The organism is Klebsiella sp. Q2 (assembly GCF_009900705.1).
In the GTDB taxonomy this organism is placed as follows: Bacteria; Pseudomonadota; Gammaproteobacteria; order Enterobacterales; family Enterobacteriaceae; genus Klebsiella; species Klebsiella quasipneumoniae.
The window spans coordinates 290,010-314,776 of record NZ_JAAABE010000003.1 but is presented as its reverse complement, the minus strand read 5'-3'; the positions used below and the strand labels follow the sequence as shown (position 1 = coordinate 314,776).

General features: G+C 58.5%; 22 protein-coding genes. 4 read left to right on the top strand and 18 right to left on the bottom strand.

From position 1 onward, the window contains the following. Positions 1 to 49: 49 nt before the first annotated feature. On the top strand, positions 50 to 646 hold the full coding sequence (locus tag GT756_RS13260; protein ID WP_064795034.1) for a 5-formyltetrahydrofolate cyclo-ligase: 597 nt from the start codon (positions 50 to 52) through the stop codon (positions 644 to 646). 83 nt (positions 647 to 729) lie between these two features. On the opposite strand, the gene serA is transcribed toward GT756_RS13260, so the two are convergent. Both serA and rpiA read right to left on the bottom strand, forming a co-directional pair. Then, the gene (gene serA / locus GT756_RS13255) at positions 730 to 1,962 is read right to left on the bottom strand and encodes a phosphoglycerate dehydrogenase (protein WP_043520934.1); all 1,233 of its coding nucleotides are present in this window, start codon (positions 1,960 to 1,962) and stop codon (positions 730 to 732) included. A 269-nt stretch (positions 1,963 to 2,231) separates the two neighbouring features. Beyond that, positions 2,232 to 2,891 (bottom strand): ribose-5-phosphate isomerase RpiA, encoded by a 660-nt coding sequence (gene rpiA, locus GT756_RS13250; protein ID WP_002916495.1) that lies wholly within the window; start codon positions 2,889 to 2,891, stop codon positions 2,232 to 2,234. A 167-nt stretch (positions 2,892 to 3,058) separates the two neighbouring features. On the opposite strand from rpiA, the gene argP reads away from it, so the two are divergent. Further along, positions 3,059 to 3,952: a DNA-binding transcriptional regulator ArgP gene (argP, locus tag GT756_RS13245; protein ID WP_002916497.1), complete on the top strand. Its 894-nt coding sequence runs from the start codon at positions 3,059 to 3,061 to the stop codon at positions 3,950 to 3,952. Between the two features lie 54 nt (positions 3,953 to 4,006). Here the strand turns inward: argP and GT756_RS13240 are convergent, their stop codons facing one another. The 7 genes from GT756_RS13240 to tkt all read right to left on the bottom strand — a co-directional run bounded on the left by GT756_RS13240 (position 4,007) and on the right by tkt (position 12,485). After that, entirely contained in the window at positions 4,007 to 4,774 is a 768-nt protein-coding gene (locus GT756_RS13240; protein ID WP_004205295.1) for an oxidative stress defense protein, read from the bottom strand. A gap of 89 nt (positions 4,775 to 4,863) precedes the next feature. Continuing rightward, the gene (gene argO, locus GT756_RS13235; RefSeq protein ID WP_004205294.1) at positions 4,864 to 5,499 is read right to left on the bottom strand and encodes an arginine exporter ArgO; all 636 of its coding nucleotides are present in this window, start codon (positions 5,497 to 5,499) and stop codon (positions 4,864 to 4,866) included. 151 nt (positions 5,500 to 5,650) lie between these two features. Further along, positions 5,651 to 6,508: a small-conductance mechanosensitive channel MscS gene (locus GT756_RS13230; RefSeq protein WP_017899785.1), complete on the bottom strand. Its 858-nt coding sequence runs from the start codon at positions 6,506 to 6,508 to the stop codon at positions 5,651 to 5,653. Positions 6,509 to 6,698: 190 nt separating this feature from the next. Further along, positions 6,699 to 7,778 carry a class II fructose-bisphosphate aldolase gene (gene fbaA / locus GT756_RS13225; protein WP_004205292.1) on the bottom strand — a complete coding sequence of 360 codons (1,080 nt, stop codon included), beginning with the start codon at positions 7,776 to 7,778 and terminating at the stop codon, positions 6,699 to 6,701. Positions 7,779 to 7,875: 97 nt separating this feature from the next. Further along, the gene (gene pgk, locus GT756_RS13220; RefSeq protein ID WP_017899784.1) at positions 7,876 to 9,039 is read right to left on the bottom strand and encodes a phosphoglycerate kinase; all 1,164 of its coding nucleotides are present in this window, start codon (positions 9,037 to 9,039) and stop codon (positions 7,876 to 7,878) included. Positions 9,040 to 9,078: 39 nt separating this feature from the next. Continuing rightward, positions 9,079 to 10,107 (bottom strand): erythrose-4-phosphate dehydrogenase, encoded by a 1,029-nt coding sequence (gene epd / locus GT756_RS13215; RefSeq protein WP_004205289.1) that lies wholly within the window; start codon positions 10,105 to 10,107, stop codon positions 9,079 to 9,081. Positions 10,108 to 10,493: 386 nt separating this feature from the next. Continuing rightward, on the bottom strand, positions 10,494 to 12,485 hold the full coding sequence (tkt, locus tag GT756_RS13210; protein ID WP_017899782.1) for a transketolase: 1,992 nt from the start codon (positions 12,483 to 12,485) through the stop codon (positions 10,494 to 10,496). Between the two features lie 280 nt (positions 12,486 to 12,765). Between tkt and GT756_RS13205 the strand changes: the two genes are divergently transcribed. Further along, a complete protein-coding gene (locus GT756_RS13205) occupies positions 12,766 to 13,524 on the top strand; it encodes a M48 family metallopeptidase (RefSeq protein ID WP_017899781.1) in 759 nt (252 codons plus the stop codon). A 377-nt stretch (positions 13,525 to 13,901) separates the two neighbouring features. Next, positions 13,902 to 15,170 carry an OprD family outer membrane porin gene (locus tag GT756_RS13200; protein ID WP_004205146.1) on the top strand — a complete coding sequence of 423 codons (1,269 nt, stop codon included), beginning with the start codon at positions 13,902 to 13,904 and terminating at the stop codon, positions 15,168 to 15,170. Positions 15,171 to 15,306: 136 nt separating this feature from the next. Here GT756_RS13200 and GT756_RS13195 read toward each other — a convergent pair whose 3' ends face one another. Genes GT756_RS13195 through GT756_RS13155 form a run of 9 tightly spaced genes read right to left on the bottom strand, consistent with a single transcriptional unit; the run spans position 15,307 to position 24,721 of the window. Further along, entirely contained in the window at positions 15,307 to 16,947 is a 1,641-nt protein-coding gene (locus tag GT756_RS13195; RefSeq protein WP_160124839.1) for a thiamine pyrophosphate-binding protein, read from the bottom strand. Between the two features lie 13 nt (positions 16,948 to 16,960). Continuing rightward, a complete protein-coding gene (locus tag GT756_RS13190; RefSeq protein ID WP_004205148.1) occupies positions 16,961 to 18,430 on the bottom strand; it encodes an aldehyde dehydrogenase in 1,470 nt (489 codons plus the stop codon). A gap of 15 nt (positions 18,431 to 18,445) precedes the next feature. Continuing rightward, positions 18,446 to 19,210: an aspartate dehydrogenase gene (locus tag GT756_RS13185; protein ID WP_017899778.1), complete on the bottom strand. Its 765-nt coding sequence runs from the start codon at positions 19,208 to 19,210 to the stop codon at positions 18,446 to 18,448. Positions 19,211 to 19,219: 9 nt separating this feature from the next. After that, entirely contained in the window at positions 19,220 to 20,014 is a 795-nt protein-coding gene (locus GT756_RS13180; protein ID WP_160124838.1) for an SDR family oxidoreductase, read from the bottom strand. After that, complete coding sequence (locus tag GT756_RS13175) at positions 19,998 to 20,768, bottom strand: alpha/beta fold hydrolase (RefSeq protein WP_017899776.1); 771 nt, start codon at positions 20,766 to 20,768, stop codon at positions 19,998 to 20,000. Before GT756_RS13175 ends, GT756_RS13180 begins: the two co-directional genes overlap by 17 nt. Before the next feature lie 9 nt (positions 20,769 to 20,777). Then, positions 20,778 to 21,308 (bottom strand): cupin domain-containing protein, encoded by a 531-nt coding sequence (locus GT756_RS13170; protein WP_025999198.1) that lies wholly within the window; start codon positions 21,306 to 21,308, stop codon positions 20,778 to 20,780. A gap of 10 nt (positions 21,309 to 21,318) precedes the next feature. Continuing rightward, positions 21,319 to 22,575 carry an MFS transporter gene (locus tag GT756_RS13165; protein WP_004205154.1) on the bottom strand — a complete coding sequence of 419 codons (1,257 nt, stop codon included), beginning with the start codon at positions 22,573 to 22,575 and terminating at the stop codon, positions 21,319 to 21,321. A 26-nt stretch (positions 22,576 to 22,601) separates the two neighbouring features. After that, positions 22,602 to 23,798, bottom strand: coding sequence for an NAD(P)/FAD-dependent oxidoreductase (locus GT756_RS13160; protein WP_064795031.1), 1,197 nt, complete (start codon positions 23,796 to 23,798; stop codon positions 22,602 to 22,604). Beyond that, complete coding sequence (locus GT756_RS13155) at positions 23,795 to 24,721, bottom strand: VOC family protein (protein ID WP_109964104.1); 927 nt, start codon at positions 24,719 to 24,721, stop codon at positions 23,795 to 23,797. Before GT756_RS13155 ends, GT756_RS13160 begins: the two co-directional genes overlap by 4 nt. Positions 24,722 to 24,767 lie beyond the last annotated feature (46 nt).

Below are 24,767 nucleotides of genomic sequence, written 5' to 3'. Positions count from 1 at the left end.
CTGTATTACACTGCTTTCTATTGTTTCGCCTGCTCGCCATGAGACCTGCATGACCCTACAGCCCGATACCCTGCTTTCCCGCCAGCATATTCGCCAGCAGATCCGCGAGCGTCGACGCGCGCTCAGCCCTGAGCAACAGCGGCAGTTTGCCCTGCAGGCCGCAGAGCGAATGATGGCCTGGCCGCCGGTGGTTCTCGCCCAAACCGTGGCGCTGTTTCTCTCCTTTGACGGCGAGCTGGACACCCAACCGCTGATTGACCAGCTCTGGCGGGCCGGCAAGCGGGTGTATCTCCCGGTGCTGCATCCTTTTAGCCCCGGTAACCTGTTGTTTTTACATTACCATCCGCAGAGCGAACTGATAGTGAATCGCCTGAAGATCCGTGAACCGAAGCTCGACGTGCGCGACGTGCTGCCGCTCGCTGATCTCGATGTGCTGGTCACCCCGCTGGTGGCCTTCGATGCCGGCGGACAACGGCTGGGGATGGGTGGAGGTTTTTACGACCGGACGCTGCAAAACTGGCAGCAGTATCGCCTGCAGCCGGTGGGCTACGCGCACGACTGCCAGCAGGTGGACGCCCTGCCGAGCGAAAAGTGGGATATTCCGCTGCCGGCGGTGATCACCCCGGGCAAAACCTGGTGTTGGTAGGTACGTGGGGAGAAGAATTTCTGCCTGGAAGGTGTTAACAAAAAAACGGGCAGGCACGCGACCTGCCCGAGAGGCAAAAATGGTTAGAACAGCAGACGGGCGCGGATAGTCCCCGGGATCGCTTTCATCGCCTGCAGCGCCTGCTGGGCAACATCTTCTTCCGCTTCGATATCAATAACCACGTAACCCATCTGCGGCGACGTTTGCAGATACTGGGCGGCAATATTGATGCTCTGCGCGGCGAAGATCTGGTTGATGGCGGTCAGGACGCCCGGCCGGTTCTCATGGATGTGCAGCAGACGGCGTCCACCGTGCAGCGGCAGAGAAACTTCCGGGAAGTTGACCGCCGACAGGGTAGACCCGTTGTCAGAGTACTTCGCCAGCTTGCCGGCCACTTCCAGACCGATGTTCTCCTGCGCTTCCTGAGTGGAGCCACCGATATGCGGCGTCAGGATCACGTTATCAAACTCGCACAGCGGCGAAGTGAAGGGGTCGCTGTTGGTCGCGGGTTCGGTCGGGAAGACGTCGATCGCCGCCCCGGCCAGATGCTTACTCGCCAGCGCATCGCATAGCGCCGGAATATCCACCACGGTACCACGGGAGGCGTTGATCAGCAGCGCGCCCGGCTTCATCAGCGCCAGCTCTTCCGCGCCCATCATATTTTTGGTGGAGGCGTTTTCCGGCACGTGCAGGCTAACCACATCACTCATGTTCAGCAGGTCGGAGAGATGCTGTACCTGAGTGGCGTTGCCCAGCGGCAGTTTGTTTTCAATATCATAGAAGAAGACATGCATCCCCAGCGATTCCGCCAGAATGCCGAGCTGGGTGCCGATGTGGCCGTAACCGATAATCCCCAGTTTCTTGCCGCGCGCTTCAAAGCTCCCCACCGCCAGCTTATTCCATACGCCGCGATGCGCCTTGGCGTTGGCTTCCGGCACGCCGCGCAGCAGCAGCAGCAGCTCACCGATCACCAGCTCGGCCACCGAACGGGTATTGGAGAATGGCGCGTTAAACACCGGAATACCGCGTTTCGCGGCGGCGTCCAGATCGACCTGGTTGGTACCGATGCAGAAGCAGCCGACGGCAACCAGTTTTTCCGCCGCGGCGAAAATCTCTTCAGTCAGGTGGGTACGGGAACGCAGGCCGATGAAATGGGCATCACGGATCGACGCTTTCAGCTGTTCGGAATCCAGCGCGCCTTTATGAAATTCAATGTTGGTGTAACCTGCCGCGCGAAGGCTATCGATTGCCTTTTGATGCACACCTTCAACCAGCAGAAATTTAATCTTGTCTTTTTCCAGTGATACCTTAGCCATTTCCCCATCCTGTTTTGTCTTAACTGATGTCGTGCTGAACGAAAGTTCGTCTCAGCAACATATCAAAAAAAACTATCGCGGCAATATGAACGTTTGCGTCGCTGTCCTGAAGAAATGTCATTCAGAAGGAAATGGCAGGACAAAACACCAGAAAGATAATGAACGGTAGCGCGTTAATCAGAATGGTTGCACAAATGTGACAGAAGTCACTAAATTGCGCCAGGTGAAAAAATATTTGCGAGGGAGCCGGTTGGCTCCCTGCGGACAGACTATTTTACGATGGTTTTCACACCGTCAGCGGTGCCGATCAGCGCCACGTCGGCGCCGCGGTTGGCGAACAGCCCCACGGTCACGACGCCAGGAATGCCGTTAATCGCGTTTTCCAGCGCGATAGCATCGAGAATTTCCAGGCCGTGCACGTCAAGGATCACGTTGCCGTTATCGGTCACCACGCCCTGACGGTATTCCGGACGGCCGCCCAACTTGACCAGCTGGCGCGCCACGGCGCTGCGCGCCATCGGAATGACCTCAACCGGCAGCGGGAATTTACCCAGAATATCGACCTGCTTGGAGGCATCGGCGATGCAGATAAATTTATCCGCTACCGAGGCGATGATCTTCTCACGGGTCAGCGCCGCGCCGCCGCCTTTGATCATCTGCATGTGGCCGTTGATCTCATCCGCGCCGTCAACGTAGATCCCCAGGCGATCGACGCTGTTGAGATCGAAGACGGTGATCCCGAGGCTTTTCAGCTTCTCGGTGGAGGCATCGGAGCTGGAAACCGCCCCTTCGATTTGCCCCTTCATGGTGCCCAGCGCGTCAATAAAATGGGCCGCCGTCGAGCCGGTGCCTACGCCCACAATGGTCCCTGGCTGTACGTATTGCAGCGCCGCCCAACCTACCGCTTTTTTCAGTTCATCCTGCGTCATAATTATGGTCCGAGATGTGAATGCCTGTGGCGCATTATAGAACATCGACAGTGGAAATGTCCCTGCGATGCAGATCACACAACAGAGCAGACCAATTTCGTCTGTATCAAATAAAAATTTATGTCATAGTGCGAGATAACGATTAGTTATGGGGGCACGCCAGAATAATGAAACGACCGGACTACAGGACACTACAAGCGCTGGACGCGGTGATTAGAGAACGAGGATTTGAGCGCGCCGCGCAGAAGCTATGTATTACCCAGTCCGCCGTCTCACAGCGTATTAAGCAACTGGAAAATATGTTCGGCCAGCCGCTGCTGGTACGTACCGTGCCGCCGCGCCCAACCGAGCAAGGGCAAAAATTGCTGGCGCTGTTGCGCCAGGTTGAACTGCTGGAGGAAGAGTGGCTGGGGGACGAGCAGACTGGCTCCACGCCGCTGCTGCTGTCGCTGGCGGTGAACGCCGACAGTCTGGCGACCTGGCTGCTGCCGGCGCTGGCTAATGTGCTGTCGGACTCCCCTATTCGTCTCAACCTGCAGGTGGAAGATGAAACCCGCACCCAGGAACGCCTGCGCCGTGGCGAAGTGGTCGGCGCGGTAAGTATCCAGCCACAGGCGCTGCCAAGCTGCCTGGTGGATCAGCTCGGCGCGCTCGATTACCTGTTTGTCGCCTCAAAAGAGTTTGCGCAACGCTATTTCCCCAACGGCGTAACGCGCTCGGCGCTGCTGAAAGCGCCGGTCGTCGCTTTCGATCATCTGGATGATATGCATCAGGCATTTCTGCAGCAAAACTTCGACCTGCCGCCGGGTAGCGTCCCCTGCCATATCGTCAACTCGTCGGAGGCCTTCGTCCAGCTGGCGCGCCAGGGCACCACCTGCTGCATGATCCCCCATCTGCAGATCGAAAAAGAGCTCAACAGCGGCGAGCTTATCGACCTCACTCCCGGCCTGTTTCAGCGCCGTATGCTTTACTGGCACCGCTTTGCCCCGGAAAGCCGCATGATGCGCCGGGTGACCGATGCGCTCATCGACTACGGCCACAAGGTGCTGCGTCAGGATTAAGCCGCGGGCATAAAAAAAGCCACTTCGCTGAAGTGGCTTTTTTGTTTCTATCGCTTACTGGGCCGGTTTCGGCGCTTCAGCCGGTTTCGCCGGCGTGGCCGGGGCCGCAGCCTGCGCCGGCTGCAGTTCAAACACGACGTCGACCTGGTCGTCAAACTGGATTGTGGCCTGCTCGTAGGTTTCCTGGGCGGAAACCGGCGCAGCGTCAGCGGCCTTCATCATGCGAACCATCGGGCTCGGCTGATAATTAGAGACGTGGTAGCGCACGCTGTACACCGGACCCAGCTTGCTGTGGAAACCTGCGGCCAGCTCCTGCGCCTGATGCACGGCGTCGTCGATCGCCGCTTTACGCGCTTTATCTTTGTAGGCGTCCGGTTGCGCAACGCCCAGCGAGACGGAGCGAATTTCGTTCAGACCGGCTTTCAGGGCGCCGTCCAGCAGACCGTTGAGTTTATCCAGCTGGCGCAAGGTCACTTCGACAGTGCGCACCGCGCGGTAGCCTTTCAGAATGCTTTTCCCGTTCTGATAGTCGTAATCAGGTTGGGTGCGCAGATTCGCCGAGTTGATGTCTTTTTTCGCAATGCCGCTCTTTTCGAGGAAAGAGAGGTATTGCGCAACGCGATCGTCAGCCTGTTTTTTTGCCGATGCGGCATCTTTTGCCGCCACGTTCACTTCGATCGCCAGGGTGGCGATATCCGGAACCGCAGCAACGCTTGCTGTGCCTGAAGTCACAATATGCGGACCGTCCGGCAATTCGCTGGCCTGTGCCGCCATCGTGCTAAATCCGAGTGTTGCCGCCAGGGCTAAGACTTTTAACTTCACTGTCGTTTCTCCATGTTACTTAAATCGCCCTTACGGGACGCATGCCAGCAAGCTTAGCGCGTACAGCGGGAAAGTCCATCGGACAACGCTTAGTTGAGCAACGCCTGGATATGGCCGACGCCCTCTTTTGCCAGCTGAAACGCAATAAACCACATGACGGCGCCGACCACAATGTTGATGATCCGCTGGGCTCTGGCGGTACGCAGCCGCGGCGCCAGCCATGCGGCCAACAGCGCCAGACCAAAGAACCACAGGAAAGAGGCGCTAATGGTTCCCAGCGCAAACCAGCGCTTCGGCTCCATCGCCAGCTGGCCTCCCAGGCTGCCCAACACCACAAAGGTATCCAGATAAACGTGCGGATTCAGCCAGGTGACCGCCAGCATAGTGATAATGATTTTCCAGCGCCCCTGCTGCATCACCTCGGCGCTGGCGAGCTCAAGATTCTGGCTGAACGCTGTTTTCAATGCGCCAAAGCCGTACCACAGTAAAAAGGCCACGCCGCCCCAGGTCACGAGCGCCAGTAGCCAAGGGGACTGCATCAGCAGCGCGCTGCCGCCAAAAATGCCGGCGCAGATCAGCAGCAAGTCGCTGACGGCGCACAGCAAGGCAATCATCAGGTGATACTGACGACGGATCCCCTGGTTCATCACGAAAGCATTTTGGGGGCCAAGCGGCAAAATCATTGCCGCCCCCAGGGCAAGGCCCTGAAAGTAATAGGTAAACATGAGGATTTTTCCGCTGTGTTCGAGAGTGGCGCTGACTATAACGCGAATAAATTATTAGCGGAAATTGAAAGTATTAATCATTAATAAGCAAAGCTAATAATGAGCCATTAAAAAAGGCCGGCATCGCCGGCCTGAGTCACTGAGTGGCGGTTTACTCGGCTTTTTCCGGCAGACGCACAACATGAACATCCATCTGCGGATAAGGGAAGCTGATGCCGTTGGCGTCAAATTCACGCTTGATGCGCTCGAGGATATCCCAGTAGACGTTTTGCAGATCGCTGCTTTTGCTCCAGACGCGCACCACGAAGTTCACCGACGAGGCGCCGAGTTCGTTCAGGCGAACCGTCATTTCCCGATCGCGCAGAATACGATCGTCAGATTCGATAATCGAGGTCAGGAGCTGCTTCACCTTGTCGATATCGGCATCGTAAGAGACGCCGATAATAAACTCATTGCGGCGCGCCGGTTCACGGGAGAAGTTAATGATGTTGCCGGCGATGATTTTGCCGTTCGGCACCACCACCACTTTACCGTCGGCGGTACGCAGGGTAGTGGAGAAAATCTGTACGTTAAGCACCGTACCCGCTACACCGCCAAGGTCGACATACTCGCCGGCGCGGAAAGGGCGGAACATCACCAGCAGTACGCCAGCCGCGAGGTTAGACAGTGATCCCTGCAGCGCCAGACCGACGGCTAAACCCGCGGCGCCCAGCACCGCAATGACCGAGGCGGTCTGCACGCCCACGCGTCCCAGGGCGGCAATCAGCGTAAAGGCGATAACCGCATAGCGCACCAGCGCGGAGAGGAAATCGGCAACGGTGGCGTCAATTTTACGCGCCAGCATCAGGCGGTTGACGGTATTAGAGACGACGCGCGCCACGATCATCCCGACGATCAGGATAGCGATAGCCGCGACGATGTTGACGGCATAGCTCAGCAGCAGCTCCTGGTTGCGTGCCAGCCACGTCCCGGCGTGGTTGATGCTATCGACAACGTTCAAATCTTCCATTTAACATTCCTTATGAATCCCCCAGGGGGAAGTAAATAACTCAGCCTGCGACAGGGCAGTCAGGTTATAGGGTAAACAATAAGTGCACGTTTTGCCAAATGGATCACAGTTTTCTGCTGAGCTATCCTGTTGTTAAGATAATAAAAAAGCCCGCATTGCTGCGGGCTTCGGGGTAAGAAACAGATTTTTCTTACAGAACGTCGATCGCGTTCAGCTCTTTAAATGCCTGCTCCAGACGAGTCACCATGGAAGTCTGTGCAGCACGCAGCCATACGCGCGGGTCGTAGTATTTCTTGTTCGGCTGGTCTTCGCCTTTCGGGTTGCCCAGCTGGCCCTGCAGGTAAGCTTCGTTCGCTTTGTAGTACTGCAGGATACCGTCCCAGGTTGCCCACTGGGTGTCGGTATCGATGTTCATTTTCACTACGCCGTAGCTGACGGAGTCTTTGATTTCCTGAGCGGAAGAACCGGAACCGCCGTGGAAGACGAAGTTCAGGCTGTTGTGCGGCAGGTTGTGTTTCTTGGAAACATATTCCTGAGAATCGCGCAGGATAGTCGGGGTCAGAACGACGTTACCCGGTTTGTACACGCCGTGTACGTTACCGAAGGAAGCGGCGATGGTGAAGCGCGGGCTGATTTTGCTCAGCTCGGTGTACGCGTAATCCACGTCTTCCGGCTGGGTGTACAGGGCGGAAGCGTCCATGTGGCTGTTGTCCACGCCGTCTTCTTCGCCACCGGTGCAACCCAGTTCGATTTCCAGGGTCATGTCCATTTTGGCCATGCGCGCCAGGTATTTAGAGCAGATTTCGATGTTTTCGTGCAGGGACTCTTCAGACAGGTCGATCATGTGAGAAGAGAACAGCGGTTTGCCGGTAGCGGCGAAGTGTTTTTCACCCGCGTCCAGCAGGCCGTCGATCCACGGCAGCAGTTTCTTCGCGCAGTGGTCAGTGTGCAGGATAACCGGCACGCCGTAGTGCTCAGCCATCTGGTGCACGTGGTGCGCGCCAGAGATAGCGCCGAGGATAGCAGCACCCTGAGGAACGTCAGTTTTCACGCCTTTACCTGCGATGAACGCTGCGCCGCCGTTAGAGAACTGAACGATAACCGGAGAGCGTACTTTCGCAGCAGCTTCCAGAACGGCGTTGATGGAGTCAGTCCCTACGCAGTTTACCGCTGGCAGTGCAAAGTTGTTTTCTTTCGCTACCTGGAACACTTTCTGAACGTCGTCGCCAGTGATGACGCCCGGTTTTACGAAATCAAAAATTTTAGACATGTTACTTAGTCCTGTATCTGTATCTTCGACCGTTGAAGAAGGTTCGCGAGCCCTTAAGCGCGCTGAAAAACAGGCGGGTTTCCCCGCCTGAACTGAATTACTGCTTAGCGCGCTCTTCGAGCATCGCTACTGCCGGCAGGACTTTGCCTTCGACGAATTCAAGGAACGCGCCGCCGCCAGTGGAGATGTAGGAAATTTTGTCAGCGATGCCGAACAGGTCGATCGCTGCCAGGGTGTCACCGCCGCCGGCGATGGAGAAACCTTCGCTGTCCGCGATAGCGTTAGCCACGATTTCAGTCCCTTTACGGAAGTTCGGGAATTCGAATACGCCAACCGGGCCGTTCCACAGAATGGTTTTGGCGTTCTTCAGAATTTCAGCCAGTTTCTGTGCGGAAACGTCGCCAAGGTCCAGGATCTGCTCATCATCTTTGATGTCGTTAACAGATTTCAGAGTCGCCGTTGCGGTTTCGGAGAACTCGGTCGCGACGCGAACGTCAGTCGGAACCGGGATATCGCAGGTGCTCAGCAGGCGCTTGGCTTCATCAACCAGGTCCGCTTCGTACAGGGATTTGCCGACGTTGTGGCCCTGGGCGGCAACGAAGGTGTTAGCGATACCGCCGCCGACGATCAGCTGGTCAGCGATTTTAGACAGGGAATCCAGCACGGTCAGCTTAGTGGATACTTTAGAACCACCGACGATAGCGACCATCGGACGAGCCGGCTCTTTCAGCGCTTTACCCAGCGCGTCCAGTTCAGCGGCCAGCAGCGGGCCTGCGCACGCCACGTCAGCAAATTTGCCGATACCGTGGGTGGAAGCCTGCGCGCGGTGCGCGGTGCCGAAGGCGTCCATCACGAACACGTCGCACAGCGCGGCGTATTTTTTGGACAGCGCTTCGTCGTCTTTTTTCTCGCCTTTGTTGAAGCGAACGTTTTCCAGCACCACCAGCTCGCCGGCAGCCACTTCAACGCCGTCCAGGTAGTCTTTAACCAGACGTACCGGGCTGGACAGTTTGTCTTTCAGGTAATTAACAACCGGCAGCAGAGAGAATTCTTCGTTGTACTCGCCTTCGGTCGGACGACCCAGGTGGGAGGTTACCATCACTTTCGCGCCCTGCTTCAGCGCCAGTTCGATGGTCGGCAGAGATGCACGGATACGCGCGTCGCTGGTTACTTTCCCGTCTTTAACTGGTACGTTCAGATCCGCACGGATAAAAACGCGTTTACCAGCCAGATCCAGATCGGTCATCTTAATTACAGACATGGTGAATCCTCTCGTTGATTCATAAAGTTTTGTCGACGTTTACGCGTCGAACCTGAAACCAATAGCCGCCATCGCTAACGTCGTGTCGAGCATTCGGTTAGCAAAGCCCCATTCGTTATCGCACCAGACCAGCGTTTTGATCAGATGCGCGCCACTGACCCGGGTTTGCGTGCCATCAACAATAGCACTGTGCGGATCGTGGTTAAAATCTGTCGAGACCAACGGTAATTCCGTATAGTCAACTATACCATGAAATGCACCTTGTGCTGCTTTTTGCAGCAACTGGTTGACTTCACATGCTTTTACCGGTTTTTTAACCGTCACGCTCAGGTCAATTGCCGTCACGTTTATCGTCGGCACCCGCACGGCAATCGCTTCAAAACGGTCGTTAAACTGCGGGAAAATACGGGTTATCCCTGCCGCCAGTTTGGTATCCACCGGAATGATCGACTGGCTGGCCGCGCGGGTACGCCGGAGATCCGGATGATAGGCGTCAATCACCTGCTGGTCATGCATCGCCGAGTGAATGGTGGTGACGGTGCCGGACTCGATGCCATAGGCATCATCTAACAGTTTAATGATCGGAATAATGCAGTTGGTGGTACAGGAGGCGTTGGAGACAATACGGTGCTCGGCGCGGAGTTCATCCTGATTGACGCCGTACACCACCGTCGCGTCGAGGTCGTTGCCGCCGGGATGGGAGAAGAGCACTTTCTTCGCCCCCGCCTGCAGGTGCGCCTCACCGTGCTCACGGCTTCCGTAAACGCCGGTGCAGTCGAGCACCACGTCTACCGCCAGCTCGCGCCAGGGCAGCGCCGCAATGGTCGGCTCGTGCAGCAGACGGATGGCATCATCGCCAACAAACAGCTGCTCGCGCTCCTGACGAACATCCCAGGCGAAACGGCCATGGCTGGTGTCATATTTCAACAAATGCGCGATGCCCGCAGCATCTGCCAGCTCATTGATTGCCACCACGGTGATTTCCGCACGGCGCCCGGATTCATATAGCGCACGAACCACATTGCGTCCAATACGACCGAAGCCATTAATCGCGATGCGAATGGTCATAGATCTCCTGCAAGGCTGTCCCTGTGATGAGGTGGCTGACAGAGTAATCCAGCTACGCTCTGAGGGAAACCTTACCAGCTGCAAACTGCGACTGATTGATTAATTGTCGAACATTTAAACGACTGAAACGCTTCAGCTAGAATAAGCCAAACGAGGAATAAAAGGAATGTTTGTCCAGCGCAATAAACCAGCTATATGACTCACATCACATTTTTGCTGGAATAATTTACAACCGTATTACATGGTTCAGGAATAGCAGATACAAAAAAGCCGGGTGACGAGGTAAAAGCAAAAACGGTAACCCTTGGGTTACCGTTTTTGGTGCTTGCCCCCTCTCCTGTGGGAGAGGGTTGGGGTGAGGGCATTAGCCCGCACCGTACCAGCGATTACAGCAGCGCTTTCGCTTTAGCGACCACATTGTCGACGGTGAAGCCGAACTCTTCGAACAGCTGCTCAGCCGGCGCAGACTCACCGAAGGTGGTCATGCCAACGATAGCGCCGTTCAGGCCAACATATTTGAACCAGTAGTCAGCGATACCCGCTTCCACGGCAACGCGCGCGGTCACGGCTTTCGGCAGTACGGATTCACGATAAGCCGCATCCTGCTTGTCGAACGCGTCGGTGGACGGCATGGAGACCACGCGCGCCTTCACGCCTTCGGCGGTCAGTTTGTCCCACGCGGCAACCGCCAGCTCAACTTCAGAACCGGTGGCGATGAAGATCAGCTCCGGCTGGCCGGCGCAATCTTTCAGCACGTAACCGCCGCGGGCCACGTTCGCCAGCTGCTCTGCGGTACGCTCCTGCTGCGCCAGGTTCTGACGGGACAGGATCAGCGCGGTCGGGCCGTCCTGACGCTCAACGCCATATTTCCACGCAATCGCGGATTCCACCTGGTCACACGGACGCCAGGTGGACATGTTCGGGGTCACGCGCAGGGAAGCCACCTGCTCTACCGGCTGGTGAGTCGGGCCATCTTCGCCCAGACCGATGGAGTCATGGGTGTAGACCATCACCTGACGCTGCTTCATCAGCGCCGCCATACGTACCGCGTTACGCGCATATTCCACGAACATCAGGAAGGTGGAGGTGTACGGCAGGAAACCGCCGTGCAGCGCGATACCGTTGGCGATAGCGGTCATACCGAACTCACGCACGCCGTAGTGAATGTAGTTACCGGCAGTATCTTCGTTGATCGGCTTAGAACCAGACCACAGGGTCAGGTTGGACGGCGCCAGGTCAGCGGAGCCGCCGAGGAATTCCGGCAGCAGCGGACCGAACGCTTCGATGGCGTTCTGAGAGGCTTTACGGCTGGCGATTTTCGCCGGGTTGGCCTGCAGCTTCGCGATGAACTCGTTGGCTTTCGCGTCGAAGTCAGACGGCATCTCGCCTTTCATACGACGGGTGAATTCGGCGGCTTCCTGCGGGAAAGCTTTGGCGTAGGCAGCGAACTTCTCATTCCAGGCCGCTTCTTTCGCCTGGCCAGCTTCTTTGGCATCCCACTGCGCATAGATGTCAGACGGGATGTCAAACGGCGCGTGTTTCCAGCCCAGCGCTTCGCGGGTCAGGGCGATTTCGGCGTCGCCCAGCGGCGCGCCGTGGGAGTCGTGGGTACCGGCTTTGTTCGGCGAACCGAAACCGATGATGGTTTTGCACATCAGCAGGGACGGTTTGTCGGTAACCGCGCGCGCTTCTTCTACCGCGCGTTTGATGGCGTCAGCGTCGTGACCGTCAACGCCGCGCACCACGTGCCAGCCGTAGGCTTCAAAGCGTTTGGCGGTATCGTCGGTGAACCAGCCTTCAACGTGGCCGTCGATGGAGATGCCGTTGTCATCATAGAAGGCCACCAGTTTGCCCAGCTTCAGGGTACCAGCCAGGGAGCACACTTCGTGAGAAATGCCTTCCATCATGCAGCCATCGCCCATGAAAGCGTAGGTGTAGTGGTCGACGATGTCGTGCCCCGGACGGTTGAACTGCGCCGCCAGAGTTTTCTCGGCGATAGCCATCCCGACCGCGTTAGCGATACCCTGGCCCAGCGGACCGGTAGTGGTTTCCACGCCCGCGGTGTAGCCGACTTCCGGGTGGCCCGGCGTTTTAGAGTGCAGCTGGCGGAAGTTTTTCAGCTCTTCAATCGGCAGATCGTAGCCAGTGAGGTGCAGCAGGCTGTAAATCAGCATCGAACCATGGCCATTGGATAGTACAAAACGGTCACGGTCAGCCCAGGCCGGATTGTTCGGGTTATGGTTCAGGAAATCACGCCACAGCACTTCGGCAATGTCAGCCATACCCATCGGGGCACCCGGGTGGCCGGATTTGGCTTTCTGTACAGCGTCCATGCTCAGCGCACGAATAGCGTTAGCAAGCTCTTTACGTGAGGACATTTTGACTCCAGTTCGGACTGTTGAAGGCCATGCCCTTAACGACTTGACGAGAGCGCGTTTTGGGCTACGCCGGAAAAAAGTGTGAACAATGTAACCCAAGCGACAAGTCATGTACATGGAGCATCCTTTTGCCCTTTAAGAAATCTCTGGAACAGGTTGTGCTACGCCGGAATCCGCTCGCCCGTATCCTGCGATACTCTTTATAATTTACGCAGAATACGGTTCCCTGCCGTCGCCGTATTGTCGGATAAACAACCATAAGATTGTGGAAGATAAAAAAATGAAAATTCGCTCAACCGTACTTGCTCTTGGGATCGCAGCAACCCTCACCGGATGTCAGAACATGGACTCCAACGGTCTGCTCAGCTCAGGGGCCGAAGCCTTCCAGGCATACTCCCTCAGCGACGCGCAGGTGAAAACCTTAAGCGACCAGGCCTGTAAAGAGATGGACGCCAAAGCGAAAATCGCCCCGGCCAGTAGTGAATACAGCCAGCGGCTGAACAAAATCGCGGCTGCGCTGGGCGATAACATCAATGGTCAGCCCGTGAACTACAAGGTCTATGAGACCAAGGATGTCAACGCCTTCGCCATGGCCAACGGCTGCATCCGCGTCTACAGCGGGCTGATGGATCTGATGAACGATAATGAAGTCGAGGCGGTGATCGGCCACGAAATGGGCCACGTCGCGCTGGGCCACGTGAAGAAAGGGATGCAGGTTGCCCTGGGCACCAACGCCGTGCGCGCGGCGGCGGCCTCCGCCGGCGGCATCGTCGGCAGCCTGTCCCAGTCGCAGCTCGGCGATCTGGGTGAAAAACTGGTGAACTCGCAGTTCTCCCAGCGCCAGGAATCGGAAGCGGACGACTACTCTTACGATCTGCTGCGTAAGCGCGGCATCAATCCGTCGGGACTGGCCACCAGCTTCGAAAAACTGGCCAAGCTGGAAGCCGGCCGTCAGAGCTCCATGTTTGACGATCACCCGGCATCGGAAGCCCGCGCGCAGCATATTCGCGATCGCATGAAGGCCGACGGGATTAAATAACCGCCAGCGGGAGGCATGTCTGCCTCCCTTTTTTATCTACCAGTAAAAATATTTAGCCGCATCAATTGATAATTTAAGCGCACAAACCGTTAATTATGATTGCACCTCGTCGCAGCCAATTATTTTATATGCTGTTACTCAGCAATATATTATTTGGCAAATGAAAAACGGCGTACGCAATCCGCCTTTCAGAACCGGGTTCGACCAAATATTAAATAGTCCACCCCTCTTCGCCAAACGCAGCCAGCGCGCGCCACACCGCTTGTTTCCTGCCGATACCATTGCTCACACAATGATTGCTTTCGACATTATTTCAGGAGAATATCGCGATTGCAGTGATTCCCTTGAATATATCGACAGACAGAGAAGTGCCCTCAGTGAAAAAAGAATTACCATTCATCGCACTTGGCATTATTGCCGCCGCACCGGCTTTCGCCAGCCAACAATCGACCAGCCAGGGCTTTATTGACGACAGTCATCTGGATCTCTTTTTACGTAACGCTTATATCAAACGCGATTATCGCGATGGGCTGCCGGATAAAGCCGAATGGGGCCAGGGAATTATCGCCACCTTCGCATCCGGCTTTACCCAGGGGCCGGTCGGCTTCGGCGTGGACGGCATCGCCCAGTACGCCGTGCGTCTCGACGGCGGCCGCGGCCGTAGCGGCGCGGGCGGCATCGACTTTTTCGCCCAGGATGACGACGGCCGGGCAAAATCCGACCTCGCGAAATTCGGCGCCACCGGCAAAATGCGCTTTTCGAATACCGTGCTCAGCTACGGCAGCCAGCGCCCAATGCTGCCCATCGTCTACGCCGATGATTCGCGCCTGCTCTACGAGAGCTATACCGGCACCATGCTGACCTCACGCGAAATCGACGGTCTGGACATTAACGCCGGCTACCTGACCGATCAGCAGCGTAAAAGTGACGACAGCCACAACAGCGGTCTGAAAAGCCTCACCTTCGGCGGGGCAAGCTACCGGTTCAACGACCAGCTCAGCGGCGCGCTGTACGCGTCGCATGTCGAAGATGTGCTGAACAAACAGTATCTTGGCCTCAACTTTAAGCAGCCGTTCGCCGCCAGCCAGCAGCTGATTCTCGATTTCAACGGCTATCACTCACGTCTGGATCAAGAATATGCCGATGCCAATGACACCGGACGCAGTAACAACATCTGGAGTCTGGCCGCCAGCTATATCTGGGATATTCACACCTTTAAAGTCGCTTACCAGCAAAGCAGCGGCAGCACCGGCTACCACTATGGCGGCTACCAGAACCAGGGCGGCGTCGGCGATGGCGGGAACACCATCTGGCTGGCCAACTCCTACTGGTCTGATTTTAACGGGGAAGATGAACGTTCCTGGCAGGCATCGTACGGACTGGATTTTGCCGGGCTGGGGCTACCGGGGCTGACCTGGACCACCGCCTACGTGCGCGGGGATAACATTAAAACGTCAGAGACCAGCAACGGCAAAGAACACGAATGGTTCAATCAGGTTCAATACCAGGTGCAAAACGGGGCGGCGAAAGATTTGAAATTCAGACTCCGGTATTCGGTACTGCGGGTTTCCAGCAACGCCAGCGACTATAACGTCAGCGGCAATGAAGTGCGGTTCTACGTCGAATATCCGTTTAACGTGTTTTAAGCACGTCATGAACCCTCTCCTGCGGGTCGGCCCTCTCCCGGCGCGCAGGAGCAACCGTCCGGCGCCTTGATTAACCCCCTGTGCCGTACGGTACCCTCTCCCCGGAAGGGAGAGGGTTGGGGTCACTGGGTTATCATTAATACAGCGTCTTCTGCGGCGGGCCGGCAAAGCGCAGCGCGCCAATCTGGCCCATCTTCACTTCCACCACCGATGGCCCCGGCATCGCCAGCGCCTCGGTCATTACCGCCTGAAAATCCTCAGCCCGATCCACGCTCCACGCCTGCAGACCCATCGCCTGCGCCAGCAGGGTAAAGTCCGGCGTGTGCAGCTCGTTGTAATACTGGCGACCGCCAAAGTACTTATCCTGAATACCGCGCATTACGCCGTAGCCGCCGTCGTTCATAATCAACAGCGTCACGTTGGCCTTCTCCTGCGCCAGAGTCGCCACTTCGCCAAGGTTCAGGCTCAGGCCGCCGTCGCCAACCAGGCCGACCACTTTCCGTTGCGGATTGGCAATCGCGGTGCCCACCGCCATCGGCAGCCCCATACCGATGGCTCCGGCCAGAGAATGGATATTCATCAGCGGACCGTGAGCGCGGAACAGACGGCTGCCCCACAGGCTGCCGGAAACGGTAATATCGCGCACCAGAATGCCGTCATCGGGCAGCGCCTGCGCAATCGCGTCATTCAATTTAGCGTAAGCGCTGCACTGGTCGCGCAGCCCCTGCTCCGCCGCCTCTACCGCCTCTTTAAGTTGGCTATCCCAATGCGCATCGCCCCACATCCGGCCCTGTACCCGCTTCGCCAGCGCGTCTAATAAAGCGCGGCAGTCCGCCACCAGCGTGTTGTCCATCAGGTAGTTACGGCTGGCCGCCGCCGGGTCGATATCAATCTGCACCCTCGGCGTGGGCAGCGCCAGCGTCCACGAGCGCGTTTCGTTGCTGCGCAGCCGGGAACCGGCCACAAGTGTGAAATCACATTGTGAAATCAGCGCTTCAACCGAGGGAGAATTATGAAACGCGCGCAGGCTGGCGCGATGGCTGTCTGCCAGAATGCCGCGGCCGTGGGTGCTGGAGATCACCGTCACCCCGGCATCCGCCAGCGTCTTCACCGCCTCGCCGCTCTCTAACGCGCCGCCGCCAAGCCACAGCAAGGGCAGCTTCGCCTGCTTAAGCTGCGCCCACAGCGCATCGACCATCGCCGGTTCCGGCTCAACCGCCGGAGCGCGTTTCAGCGGCGCGGTCAGCAGTGAAAGCGGTATTTTGGCGCTCTGAATGTCGATTGGGATCTCCACCGAGACCGGGCCGCACGGCGGCGTCTGCGCCTCCTGAATCGCCTTATGCAGGATAGCCACCGCCTGGTTGGCGTTGCTAATGCGGTAAGCGCGCTTCGAACTGGCTTTCAGAAAGGTCAACTGATCGCGGGTTTCGTGAATAAAACCGGTGTCGGCGTCCAGCCAGGCTTTTTCGACCTGTCCGGTCAGGTGCAGCAGCGGCGTACCGGCGTTCATCGCCTCAACCAGCGCGCCGACCGCATTACCCGCCCCCGCGCCGGTACTGGTCAGCGCCACGCCGAGCCCTGAAAAACGGCCGTGGGCGTCAGCCATGGTCACCGAGCCCGCTTCACCTCGCGCCGGAACAAAGCGGATTTTTTCCCGCTGGCCGACGGCATCGGCGATCGGCAGGTTATGGATAGAAATGACGCCATAAATGGCTTCAACGTGATACTGCTCCAGCGTTCTGGCGATGGCATCGCCGACGGTTATCATTTCGCTCATTGCTCACCCTTTCTCAGTCGCACCAGTGGTTGACGCTATTACCCGTCGCCAGATAAATGCTCTTTTGCTGCATCCAGGCCTTCAGCCCCTGGATCCCTTTTTCGCGGCCCAGACCGCTCTCTTTAAAGCCCCCAAACGGGGTCGAAATGGAGAAAACTTTGTAGGTGTTGATCCACACCGTACCGGCTTCCAGCTGCTCGCTCAGACGCAGCGCGCGGCCGGTATCGCGCGTCCAGATCCCCGCCGCCAGCCCAAAGACCGAATCATTGGCCTCACGGATTAACGCCGCTTCATCGCGAAAACGCATCGCCACCAGTACCGGCCCGAAGATCTCTTCCTGGCAAACGCGGGCCTGATTGTTCAGCCCTTCAATGATGGTCGGCAGGAAATAGCTGCCTGCCGCCAGTGCCGGATCCGCCGGGATCTCGCCGCCGCATAGCACCCTGCCGCCTTCGCGTTTCGCCAGCTCGACGTACTCCTGCACGCTCTGGCGGTGTTTATCGTTGATCAGCGGCCCGACGTGGGTGCCAGCGTTGAACGGGTGACCAACCCGCAGCCCTTGGGTTAACTCCAGCAGGCGGGCCATTAATTGCGGGTACACTCTGTCATGAACAAACAGCCGCGAGCCGGCAATACAGGCCTGGCCGCCGGAGCTGAAAATGCCGTAGCAGATGCCCCGCGCCGCCTGTTCGATATCGGCATCTTCCAGCACGATGGTCGGTGATTTGCCGCCCAGCTCCAGCGACGCCGGGATCAGTTTTTCCGCCGCCACATGCGCCAGGTGACGTCCGGTGGTGGTGCCGCCGGTAAAGGAAATTTTGCGCACCTTAGGATGGCGGGCCAGCGCATCGCCGATAATCGATCCTTTACCCGGCAGCACGCTCAGCAGTCCGGCGGGTAAACCGGCCTGCTCAAAGATCTTCGCCAGCTCCAGCGCCATCAGCGGCGTGGCTTCCGCCGGTTTGAGGATCACCGCATTTCCGGCGGCGATCGCCGGGGCCACCTTCTGCATTTCGCTGGCGATCGGCGAGTTCCACGGGGTGATCGCCGCCACCACGCCCAGCGGCTCATAGCGGCTCAGGGTCAATAGATCCGCCTGCCGCGGCGTCGGCAGCTCGCCTTCCAGCAGTTCACAGGCGGCGGCAAAATAGCGCGCCGTCCCCGCCGCGCTCATCACCAGTCCCCGCGCCTCAGCCAGCGGCTTACCGTTATCGCGGCTCTGCTTTTGGCTTAACTCATCAAGTTGCACCTCTATCAGTTCCGCGACCTTATGCAGGATCTTCGCCCGCTGATGCGGCAGCATCGCCCGCCACGTTGGCTCCCGCCAGGCGCGGTCGGCACAGTCGATCGCCTCCTGCAGATCATCGAGGCTTGCCGCATGCAGCGCCGCGTTAATAGCGCCATCCGCCGGAAACTGGCTGTGCATCAAATTGCCGCCGCCGCGACGCCACTGGCCGCCGATAAAAATGTCTAATTCGTCCATCTTAGCCTCTCTGCGTTATGCCAGTTCACGGCAGGCGCGTACCGCGCTCAGTGCCGCGAGGGTCGATGTTTTCGGATTGCTGGCGAGCGGCAGGCCGCTCAGCTCCAGGTGAAACTCGCCGAACAATCCTTCGGCGTGTAGCGTATGGGTGTTGCGTTGCGTAGCCGGATCGACCATCAGCTGTACCCGGGTCGCGTCAAGGCCGATACCGCCCAGCGCGATGGTTGCCGCCACGTTGGCATTCGCAGGGAATAACCGGGCCGCCTCGCGGGCGCTGCCTTCGAAGAAAATCTGCGCTTCATTGACCGCGCTGAGGTCGATAAGCTGTTCGGCATAGCTGCCGCGCCAGCTGGCCGGGCTTTTACGCGACCGATAGGTCACTCGTTCAAGCCCCCCCTCTTTCGCTGCCGCCAGGCCATCTATTCCGGCCACCGCGCCAGCCAGCAGCGTCAGCTTGCCACCCGCCTGGCGTAAACGCTGTTCCAGTTCGCTGTCCGCCAACGCACCGGTCGAGATCACTGCCAGATGCCAGCCGCGCGCCAGCACCGCTTCGCCGTACTGCGCGACCGCCTGCTGACTGGCGCATTCCAGCACCAGATCCGGCGTCCCACCGCATTGCAGCGGATCGGTAAGCGGCGTCACCGTTTGACCAAACTGCAGGCAGATCGCTGCGTGATGCGATTCACGCGCCACGATCCACTCCACCCTCACCTGCGGCGGCAGGCGTTCAATCACCGCCTGGGCCATCGCGCCATAGCCAATTAACATGACCTTTTTCATCATCTTTCCTTACAGATGGCGACAGAAACCGCCGGAAACGTCCAGCGCCGCGCCGGTGGTAAAGGAGGCCAGCGGCGAAGCGAGGAATAGCAGCGCTTGCGCTGGCTCCTGCGGCTTACCGAGACGCGCCATCGGGATCCCCCGCTTACGGGCGATATCGGCGGTCCACTGCTGCCAACTCTGGCTCTTATCGCTTCGGATCTCAAAACGGCGCTGCCACTGCCCGGACTCCACCATCCCCAGCAGAATGGAATTCACTCGAATGCCTTTATCCACCAGCTCTTTCGACAGAGTCAGCGTCATATTGAGCAGCGCGGCGCGGGCGGCAGAGGTGGCGATCATGTGCTCTTCCGGCTGTAACGCCAGCAGCGAGTTCACACAGGTAATCGAGGCGATATCCGACGCCTCAAGCAGCGACTGAAAGGCCTTTACCGGGTTAATCACGCCGAACAGTTTCAGTTCGGCTTCGTGCAGCCAGGCCTCGCGTGGCGTATCGGCGAAGTGGGCGACATAGCCCTGGCCGGCGTTATTAATCAGCATATCGACGCCGCCGAAACGCGCGGCGACCGCGGCGGCGAACGCCTCAACTTCCGCTTCGTTCAGTACGTCACAGCGCCAGGAGAACACCTCGCCTTCTGGATATTCGTTTTGCAGTGCTGCATAGGCGCTGGCCAGACGATCCGGGTTGCGGCCGCAAAAGGCGACCTTCGCCCCTTCGCCCAGCAACAGGCGCAGCGTTTCAAAGCCGATTCCTGACGAACCGCCGGTGACGACCGCGACGCGTCCTTCAATTTGTGCATTCATCGCGCACCTCTTCCCCTATGCGTAAAAGCTGTTGATTAAAAAAGATTTCGTTATCGAGATAGCTGGCATGCCCAGCCTGCGGGATAGCGATGTAAGGAGCGCCGTAACGCAGCGCCACTCCCTGGACTAACTCCGGTTGGGTAATGGCATCCTGCTCGCCACACCACACGGAGAGACGACCGCGATAGTCGGCGAGCCAACGGTGAATGTCGTCATGAGCCAGCATCCAGGCCGCGGCGAGATAACCGTCGCGGCGTAGCCTGCGCATCCCCGCCGCCACCGTCGCCACATCAGCTTCGCGCGCGCCAGGGCGCAGAAGTTTTGCCGCTCGCCCCTGGGCCATCGCCTCGCCGCCTTGCGCTATCTGCTGCTGACGCCCTAGCCAGACGTTTTCCCGCTGTGCGACCTCCGCCTGACCGTAGCCCTGCGCGACGTCGGCCAGCACCAGATAAAGCACCCGCTGCGGATATTTCGCGGCGAAGGCAGCCGCCACCAACGCGCCCAGCGAATGGCCGACCAGTACGGTTTGTTCTACCCCGGCACGGTCCAGCATCAGCGCCAGCGCGTCAGCGTAATCGCCAGCATCCGCCGGCGCCGCCGCAAGCATCGGGCTTTCGCCATAACCGGGCATATCCCAGGCCAGGACGCGGTAGCCGGGCAGCGCCATCTGTTTATGCCAGGAGGCTGCGCCGGAACTGATGCCGTGCAGCAGCGTCAGCGGTACCCCGCATCCTTGTTCACGAAAACCCGTCATCATCGCTCCTTAGTTACGCTTCACTTTTGACAGCGGATGATCTTCCGGATAAGTCGGAACATGCGGTTTCGGCGTGCCCAGCATCACGCACATCAGCGCCTCCTCTTCGCCGTGGTTAAACAAACCGCGATAGATTCCGGGCGGCACCGAGATCAGATCGCGTTCGCGCAGTACCGTTTCGGTATAGTTGTCGCCATCCTGAATCATCAGGGTGATCTGCCCTTTGAGCATGAAGAACACCTCTTCTACGTCATCATGCAGATGCAGCGGGCCTTCACATTTGGACGGCAACACCATGGTGGAAAAGGTGAAGTGCTCCGCCGGAACGGTGTTGGTATCGCTGGCGACGCCGGTGGCGCCGGTACCGATGTAGCGCATCTGCGCGCGGCGATATTTGGGGTCGAAATCGGCCTGGAATTTCAGCGCATTCCAGTCGTATTTACGGCCTTCGAAGCGCGCGATACGCGACTCCACCCACTCTTCCATCGTCAAATGGTCAGGTTTCAAACTCTGTTTTGCAGTTACGGTTGAATCAGTCATCGTTTTATCCTCAGTAACGTCTCAGCAGCGGCAGTAACAGGGCGCAGCCCACCGCCGCCATCACTGCCAGAAAAATCAGGCCGGAATCCATGCTATGGGTGAAGGCGATAAGCGCGCCCATCACCGCCGGCGATAGCGCCCCGGCAAAGTTTCCCAGCCCGTTGAAAATCCCCCCCGCCGTGGCGCTGACCCGTGGATGGGTCGCTTTAGCCAGTAGGGCGAAAATGTTCGGCGCGCCGGTGCCCCACATAAAGGTGCTAAAGCTCATCGCCGCGATTACCGGCAGCGGCGTGGTGAAATGCATCACTGCCGCCAGGCCAATACCCGCGCCTGCCAGGGAAATAAAGCAGGCGGCGGCGCGCCTATCGACGCGGTCGGACAGCCAGGCGCCGATAATTTCGCCTAGCAACATGGCGATAAACGGCATCGACGACAGCCAGCCGGCGTGTTCCAGATGAATGCCTTTACCTTTAATCAGGTAGCCCGGCAGCCAGCCGTTGATCCCCCACAGATAGGCGAGAAAGGCGATGTTGAAGATGCAGATCATCCAAAAATGCGGACTCACAAAGAGCTCGCGACGCGCGCTGCGGCGCGCTTCCTGCGAGGTTTTATCGCTGCTCGCTCTCGCCTCCAGTTGCACGCCGCGCAGCCCGATGCGCACAAAAATCAGCACCGGTACCGTCAGCATCGCCATCACGAAAAATGTGCTCTGCCAGCCGAAAGTATTAAGTAGCCAAATTGACAGCGGGAATCCCAACGCTGCGCCAACCGGCGTGCCGAGCAGCCACAGCATGGTGGCGCGGGCCTGTAGCCGCTGCGGGAAGGTGTGGCGCACCACGGCAAACGCCAGCGGGAACAGCGGCCCTTCGGCGATGCCCAACAGGACGCGTAGCATCACCATCAGCGCGTAGTTGTGGGTGAAACCCATGATCACCATCAGGATGCACCACACCACCATCATTCCAGTCAGCAGACGCAGCGGCGCAATCCGGTCGCCAAGGCCGCTTAATAACACTGACGAGAAGCCGTAACTCAGCAAAAAGGCGCTCATCAGAATGCCCAGCCGGGTGGTGTCGAAATCGATGCCCATCGCCTGCTGGAAGTGACTATCGGAAAACAGCGCGGCGATACTGATTTTGTCGAAAAAAGCCAGCAGCACGCAGGCCAGCAGGGACAGCGGAATGGCCCAACGAACTGCTTTTTCAGGCGTGCGGACGCCCTCGCCGCTCGCCTCTGCAGGCGCGGCGTTGGTCTCTAATGTGGTCATTTCTCCCCCTTAAGGGTTCGCGTTACTTATCGCAATGACATCAGCGAGAAAGTCGGGTCAGCGAGCGGGACGTTAGAGAGATCCCTTCCCGCCGCCATCCAGCGCTTCGCCAGCTTCACGATACGTGCATTATTGAAGGCCACCAGCTGAGTTAAGCGTCCATCGGCATTCAGGGAGAAGTAGATCGCGCCCTGCGGCTCGTCACGCACAATGGTGCGGCTGCCCGCCTGCGGGATCCCGAGGATCTGGATATTGCGATCGTATTGATCCGACCACAGCCAGGGCGCCTCGTCGTAGCCGCTGGCCTGCGGATCGAGCATCGCTTTCGCCGTTGCGATGGCCTGATTTTGCGCAAAGGCCCACGACTGAATGCACAGGCCGTACTGATGGTGCTGAGCGACATCGCCAGCGGCGAAAATCGCCGGATCGTTACTGCGCCCCTGGGCATTAACGACAATGCCGCGATCGACAGTGAGCCCGGCATCGCGCGCCAGTTCGAGATTCAGATCGACGCCGATCCCCACCACTACCGCATCGAAGGTTTCCCGCTGGCCGTCGCAGTGCAGAGTCGGCAGGCCGTTATCATCTTCCAGCTCCAGCGCGCCGCAGCCGCCGCGAATCTCAACGCCCTGCTGGCGATGTAGTTGCGCCAGCGCCTGCGAGACCTCCATACTGACCGAGCGCATGCACAGCGCCGGCTGCTGCTCGTAAAGGGTTACGGCCACGTCGCTTTTGCGCGCCGAGGCGGCGATTTCGAGGCCAATCCAGCCGCCGCCAACGATCGCCAGCCGCGTTGCCGATGCCAGCCGCTGCTTCAGACGCTGCGCGTCCTGCCAGTGGCGCAGGGTATAAACCTGCGGATGCTGCGCCCAGCCCTCGGACGGCAGTCGCGCCCGGCCGCCGGTGGCGATCAACAGTTGGTCATATGCCAGCGTTTCACCGTTGCTCAGCGCCACGGTTTTATTTTGCCGATCGATCGAATCCGCACGCAGCGGGCGATACCAGCGTAGGTTCAGCGCCTGCTGCGCCTCGGCGCTAAATAACCGCGGCAGCGCCGGTTCGGCCTCCAGCAACGCCGCCTTCGACAACGGCGGGCGCTCGTAAAAGTCCCATTGCTCTTCGGCAACCACGCAAATCTCGCCGCTAAACCCTTCATCACGCAGCGTTTTCGCCGCCCAGCCGCCAGCCTGGCCGCCGCCGATAATGACAATCCGCGCCGTCATACCGCCTCCGGTTTTTTCTGCTGGCGACGGGTATCGTGATCGATACCGCCTTCCACCGCCCATTCGGTAAAGGACACGAGTGAATGCTCCAGCTCGCGCGGCTGCCAGTTTTCCGTCAGATAGTCATCGTTGGTGTAGTATTCAAAAGCGCCGCCGGTCGGGCTGTTGACATACCAGAAGTAGGCTGAGGAGACCGGATGGCGACCTGGACCGATAAAAGTGCTCCAGGCGTTTTTATTCATCGCAATGCCGCCGCCGATCACTTCATGTATATCCCGCACGGTAAACGCGACGTGGTTAAGCCCCCGTTTTCGGTTCGGCAATTGCAATAAGAAGAGGTTATGGTGGCCACCGCGCACGCCGCAGCGCAGGAACACCGCGCGATTGATGTAGCGGTCTGACACCTGGAAGCCCAGCACTTCGCGATAGAAACTTTCCACCGCCGCCAGTTCTTCCACGAAGAACACCACATGGCCGACATTAATGGGCTGCGCGCGGTCGTACACCGGGCTCGGAGTGTCGATGCGACGCACATCGCCCCACTGGTTAATCGGCTCGACGTTCAGTTCCACCGCTGTTTGCTGGCTAACCTGCACCCGCAGCGTCATACCGTTAGGGTCACGACACTCCAGCGCGCCATCGATTTCACGGAAAGCGGGCTGACGTTCCAGCTTCGGGCGCAGCGCATCCAGCGTCGCCCGATCCGCAACACCCCAGGTCATGCGACGCAGGGTGTTGCCCGCCTCAAAAGCTGGCGGTAAGTCAGCGGCATCGGTTGGGTTAAGTTCGACCCGCGCGCCGCTGAGGGTGGTAAACGCGCGGCCGCTGGCGTCGCCGGTCAGGCCAAAATCGCGCATGAATTTAGCGCTGTGGTTCAGGTCGTCTACGCCAAATTCCAGCTTTTCAATTCCGGTAATACTCATTATTCGTCGCCTCTTTACCGTTCAGTCGCCCGAATTTGGGCGTAAA

Excerpts from the sequence above, each read along its gene's own strand:
- GT756_RS13180 (WP_160124838.1), bottom strand. The coding sequence starts at position 20,014 with ATGAATGCACAAATTGAAGGACGCGTCGCGGTCGTCACCGGCGGTTCG.
- GT756_RS13205 (WP_017899781.1), top strand. The coding sequence starts at position 12,766 with ATGAAAATTCGCTCAACCGTACTTGCTCTTGGGATCGCAGCAACCCTC.
- pgk (WP_017899784.1), bottom strand. The coding sequence starts at position 9,039 with ATGTCTGTAATTAAGATGACCGATCTGGATCTGGCTGGTAAACGCGTT.
- GT756_RS13190 (WP_004205148.1), bottom strand. The coding sequence starts at position 18,430 with ATGGACGAATTAGACATTTTTATCGGCGGCCAGTGGCGTCGCGGCGGC.
- GT756_RS13230 (WP_017899785.1), bottom strand. The coding sequence starts at position 6,508 with ATGGAAGATTTGAACGTTGTCGATAGCATCAACCACGCCGGGACGTGG.
- argP (WP_002916497.1), top strand. The coding sequence starts at position 3,059 with ATGAAACGACCGGACTACAGGACACTACAAGCGCTGGACGCGGTGATT.
- epd (WP_004205289.1), bottom strand. The coding sequence starts at position 10,107 with ATGACCATTCGCATCGCGATTAATGGCTTCGGTCGTATTGGACGCAAT.
- rpiA (WP_002916495.1), bottom strand. The coding sequence starts at position 2,891 with ATGACGCAGGATGAACTGAAAAAAGCGGTAGGTTGGGCGGCGCTGCAA.
- GT756_RS13185 (WP_017899778.1), bottom strand. The coding sequence starts at position 19,210 with ATGAAAAAGGTCATGTTAATTGGCTATGGCGCGATGGCCCAGGCGGTG.
- tkt (WP_017899782.1), bottom strand. The coding sequence starts at position 12,485 with ATGTCCTCACGTAAAGAGCTTGCTAACGCTATTCGTGCGCTGAGCATG.
- GT756_RS13160 (WP_064795031.1), bottom strand. The coding sequence starts at position 23,798 with ATGACGGCGCGGATTGTCATTATCGGCGGCGGCCAGGCTGGCGGCTGG.
- argO (WP_004205294.1), bottom strand. The coding sequence starts at position 5,499 with ATGTTTACCTATTACTTTCAGGGCCTTGCCCTGGGGGCGGCAATGATT.
- fbaA (WP_004205292.1), bottom strand. The coding sequence starts at position 7,778 with ATGTCTAAAATTTTTGATTTCGTAAAACCGGGCGTCATCACTGGCGAC.
- GT756_RS13260 (WP_064795034.1), top strand. The coding sequence starts at position 50 with ATGACCCTACAGCCCGATACCCTGCTTTCCCGCCAGCATATTCGCCAG.
- GT756_RS13175 (WP_017899776.1), bottom strand. The coding sequence starts at position 20,768 with ATGACGGGTTTTCGTGAACAAGGATGCGGGGTACCGCTGACGCTGCTG.
- GT756_RS13195 (WP_160124839.1), bottom strand. The coding sequence starts at position 16,947 with ATGAGCGAAATGATAACCGTCGGCGATGCCATCGCCAGAACGCTGGAG.
- serA (WP_043520934.1), bottom strand. The coding sequence starts at position 1,962 with ATGGCTAAGGTATCACTGGAAAAAGACAAGATTAAATTTCTGCTGGTT.
- GT756_RS13165 (WP_004205154.1), bottom strand. The coding sequence starts at position 22,575 with ATGACCACATTAGAGACCAACGCCGCGCCTGCAGAGGCGAGCGGCGAG.
- GT756_RS13155 (WP_109964104.1), bottom strand. The coding sequence starts at position 24,721 with ATGAGTATTACCGGAATTGAAAAGCTGGAATTTGGCGTAGACGACCTG.
- GT756_RS13170 (WP_025999198.1), bottom strand. The coding sequence starts at position 21,308 with ATGACTGATTCAACCGTAACTGCAAAACAGAGTTTGAAACCTGACCAT.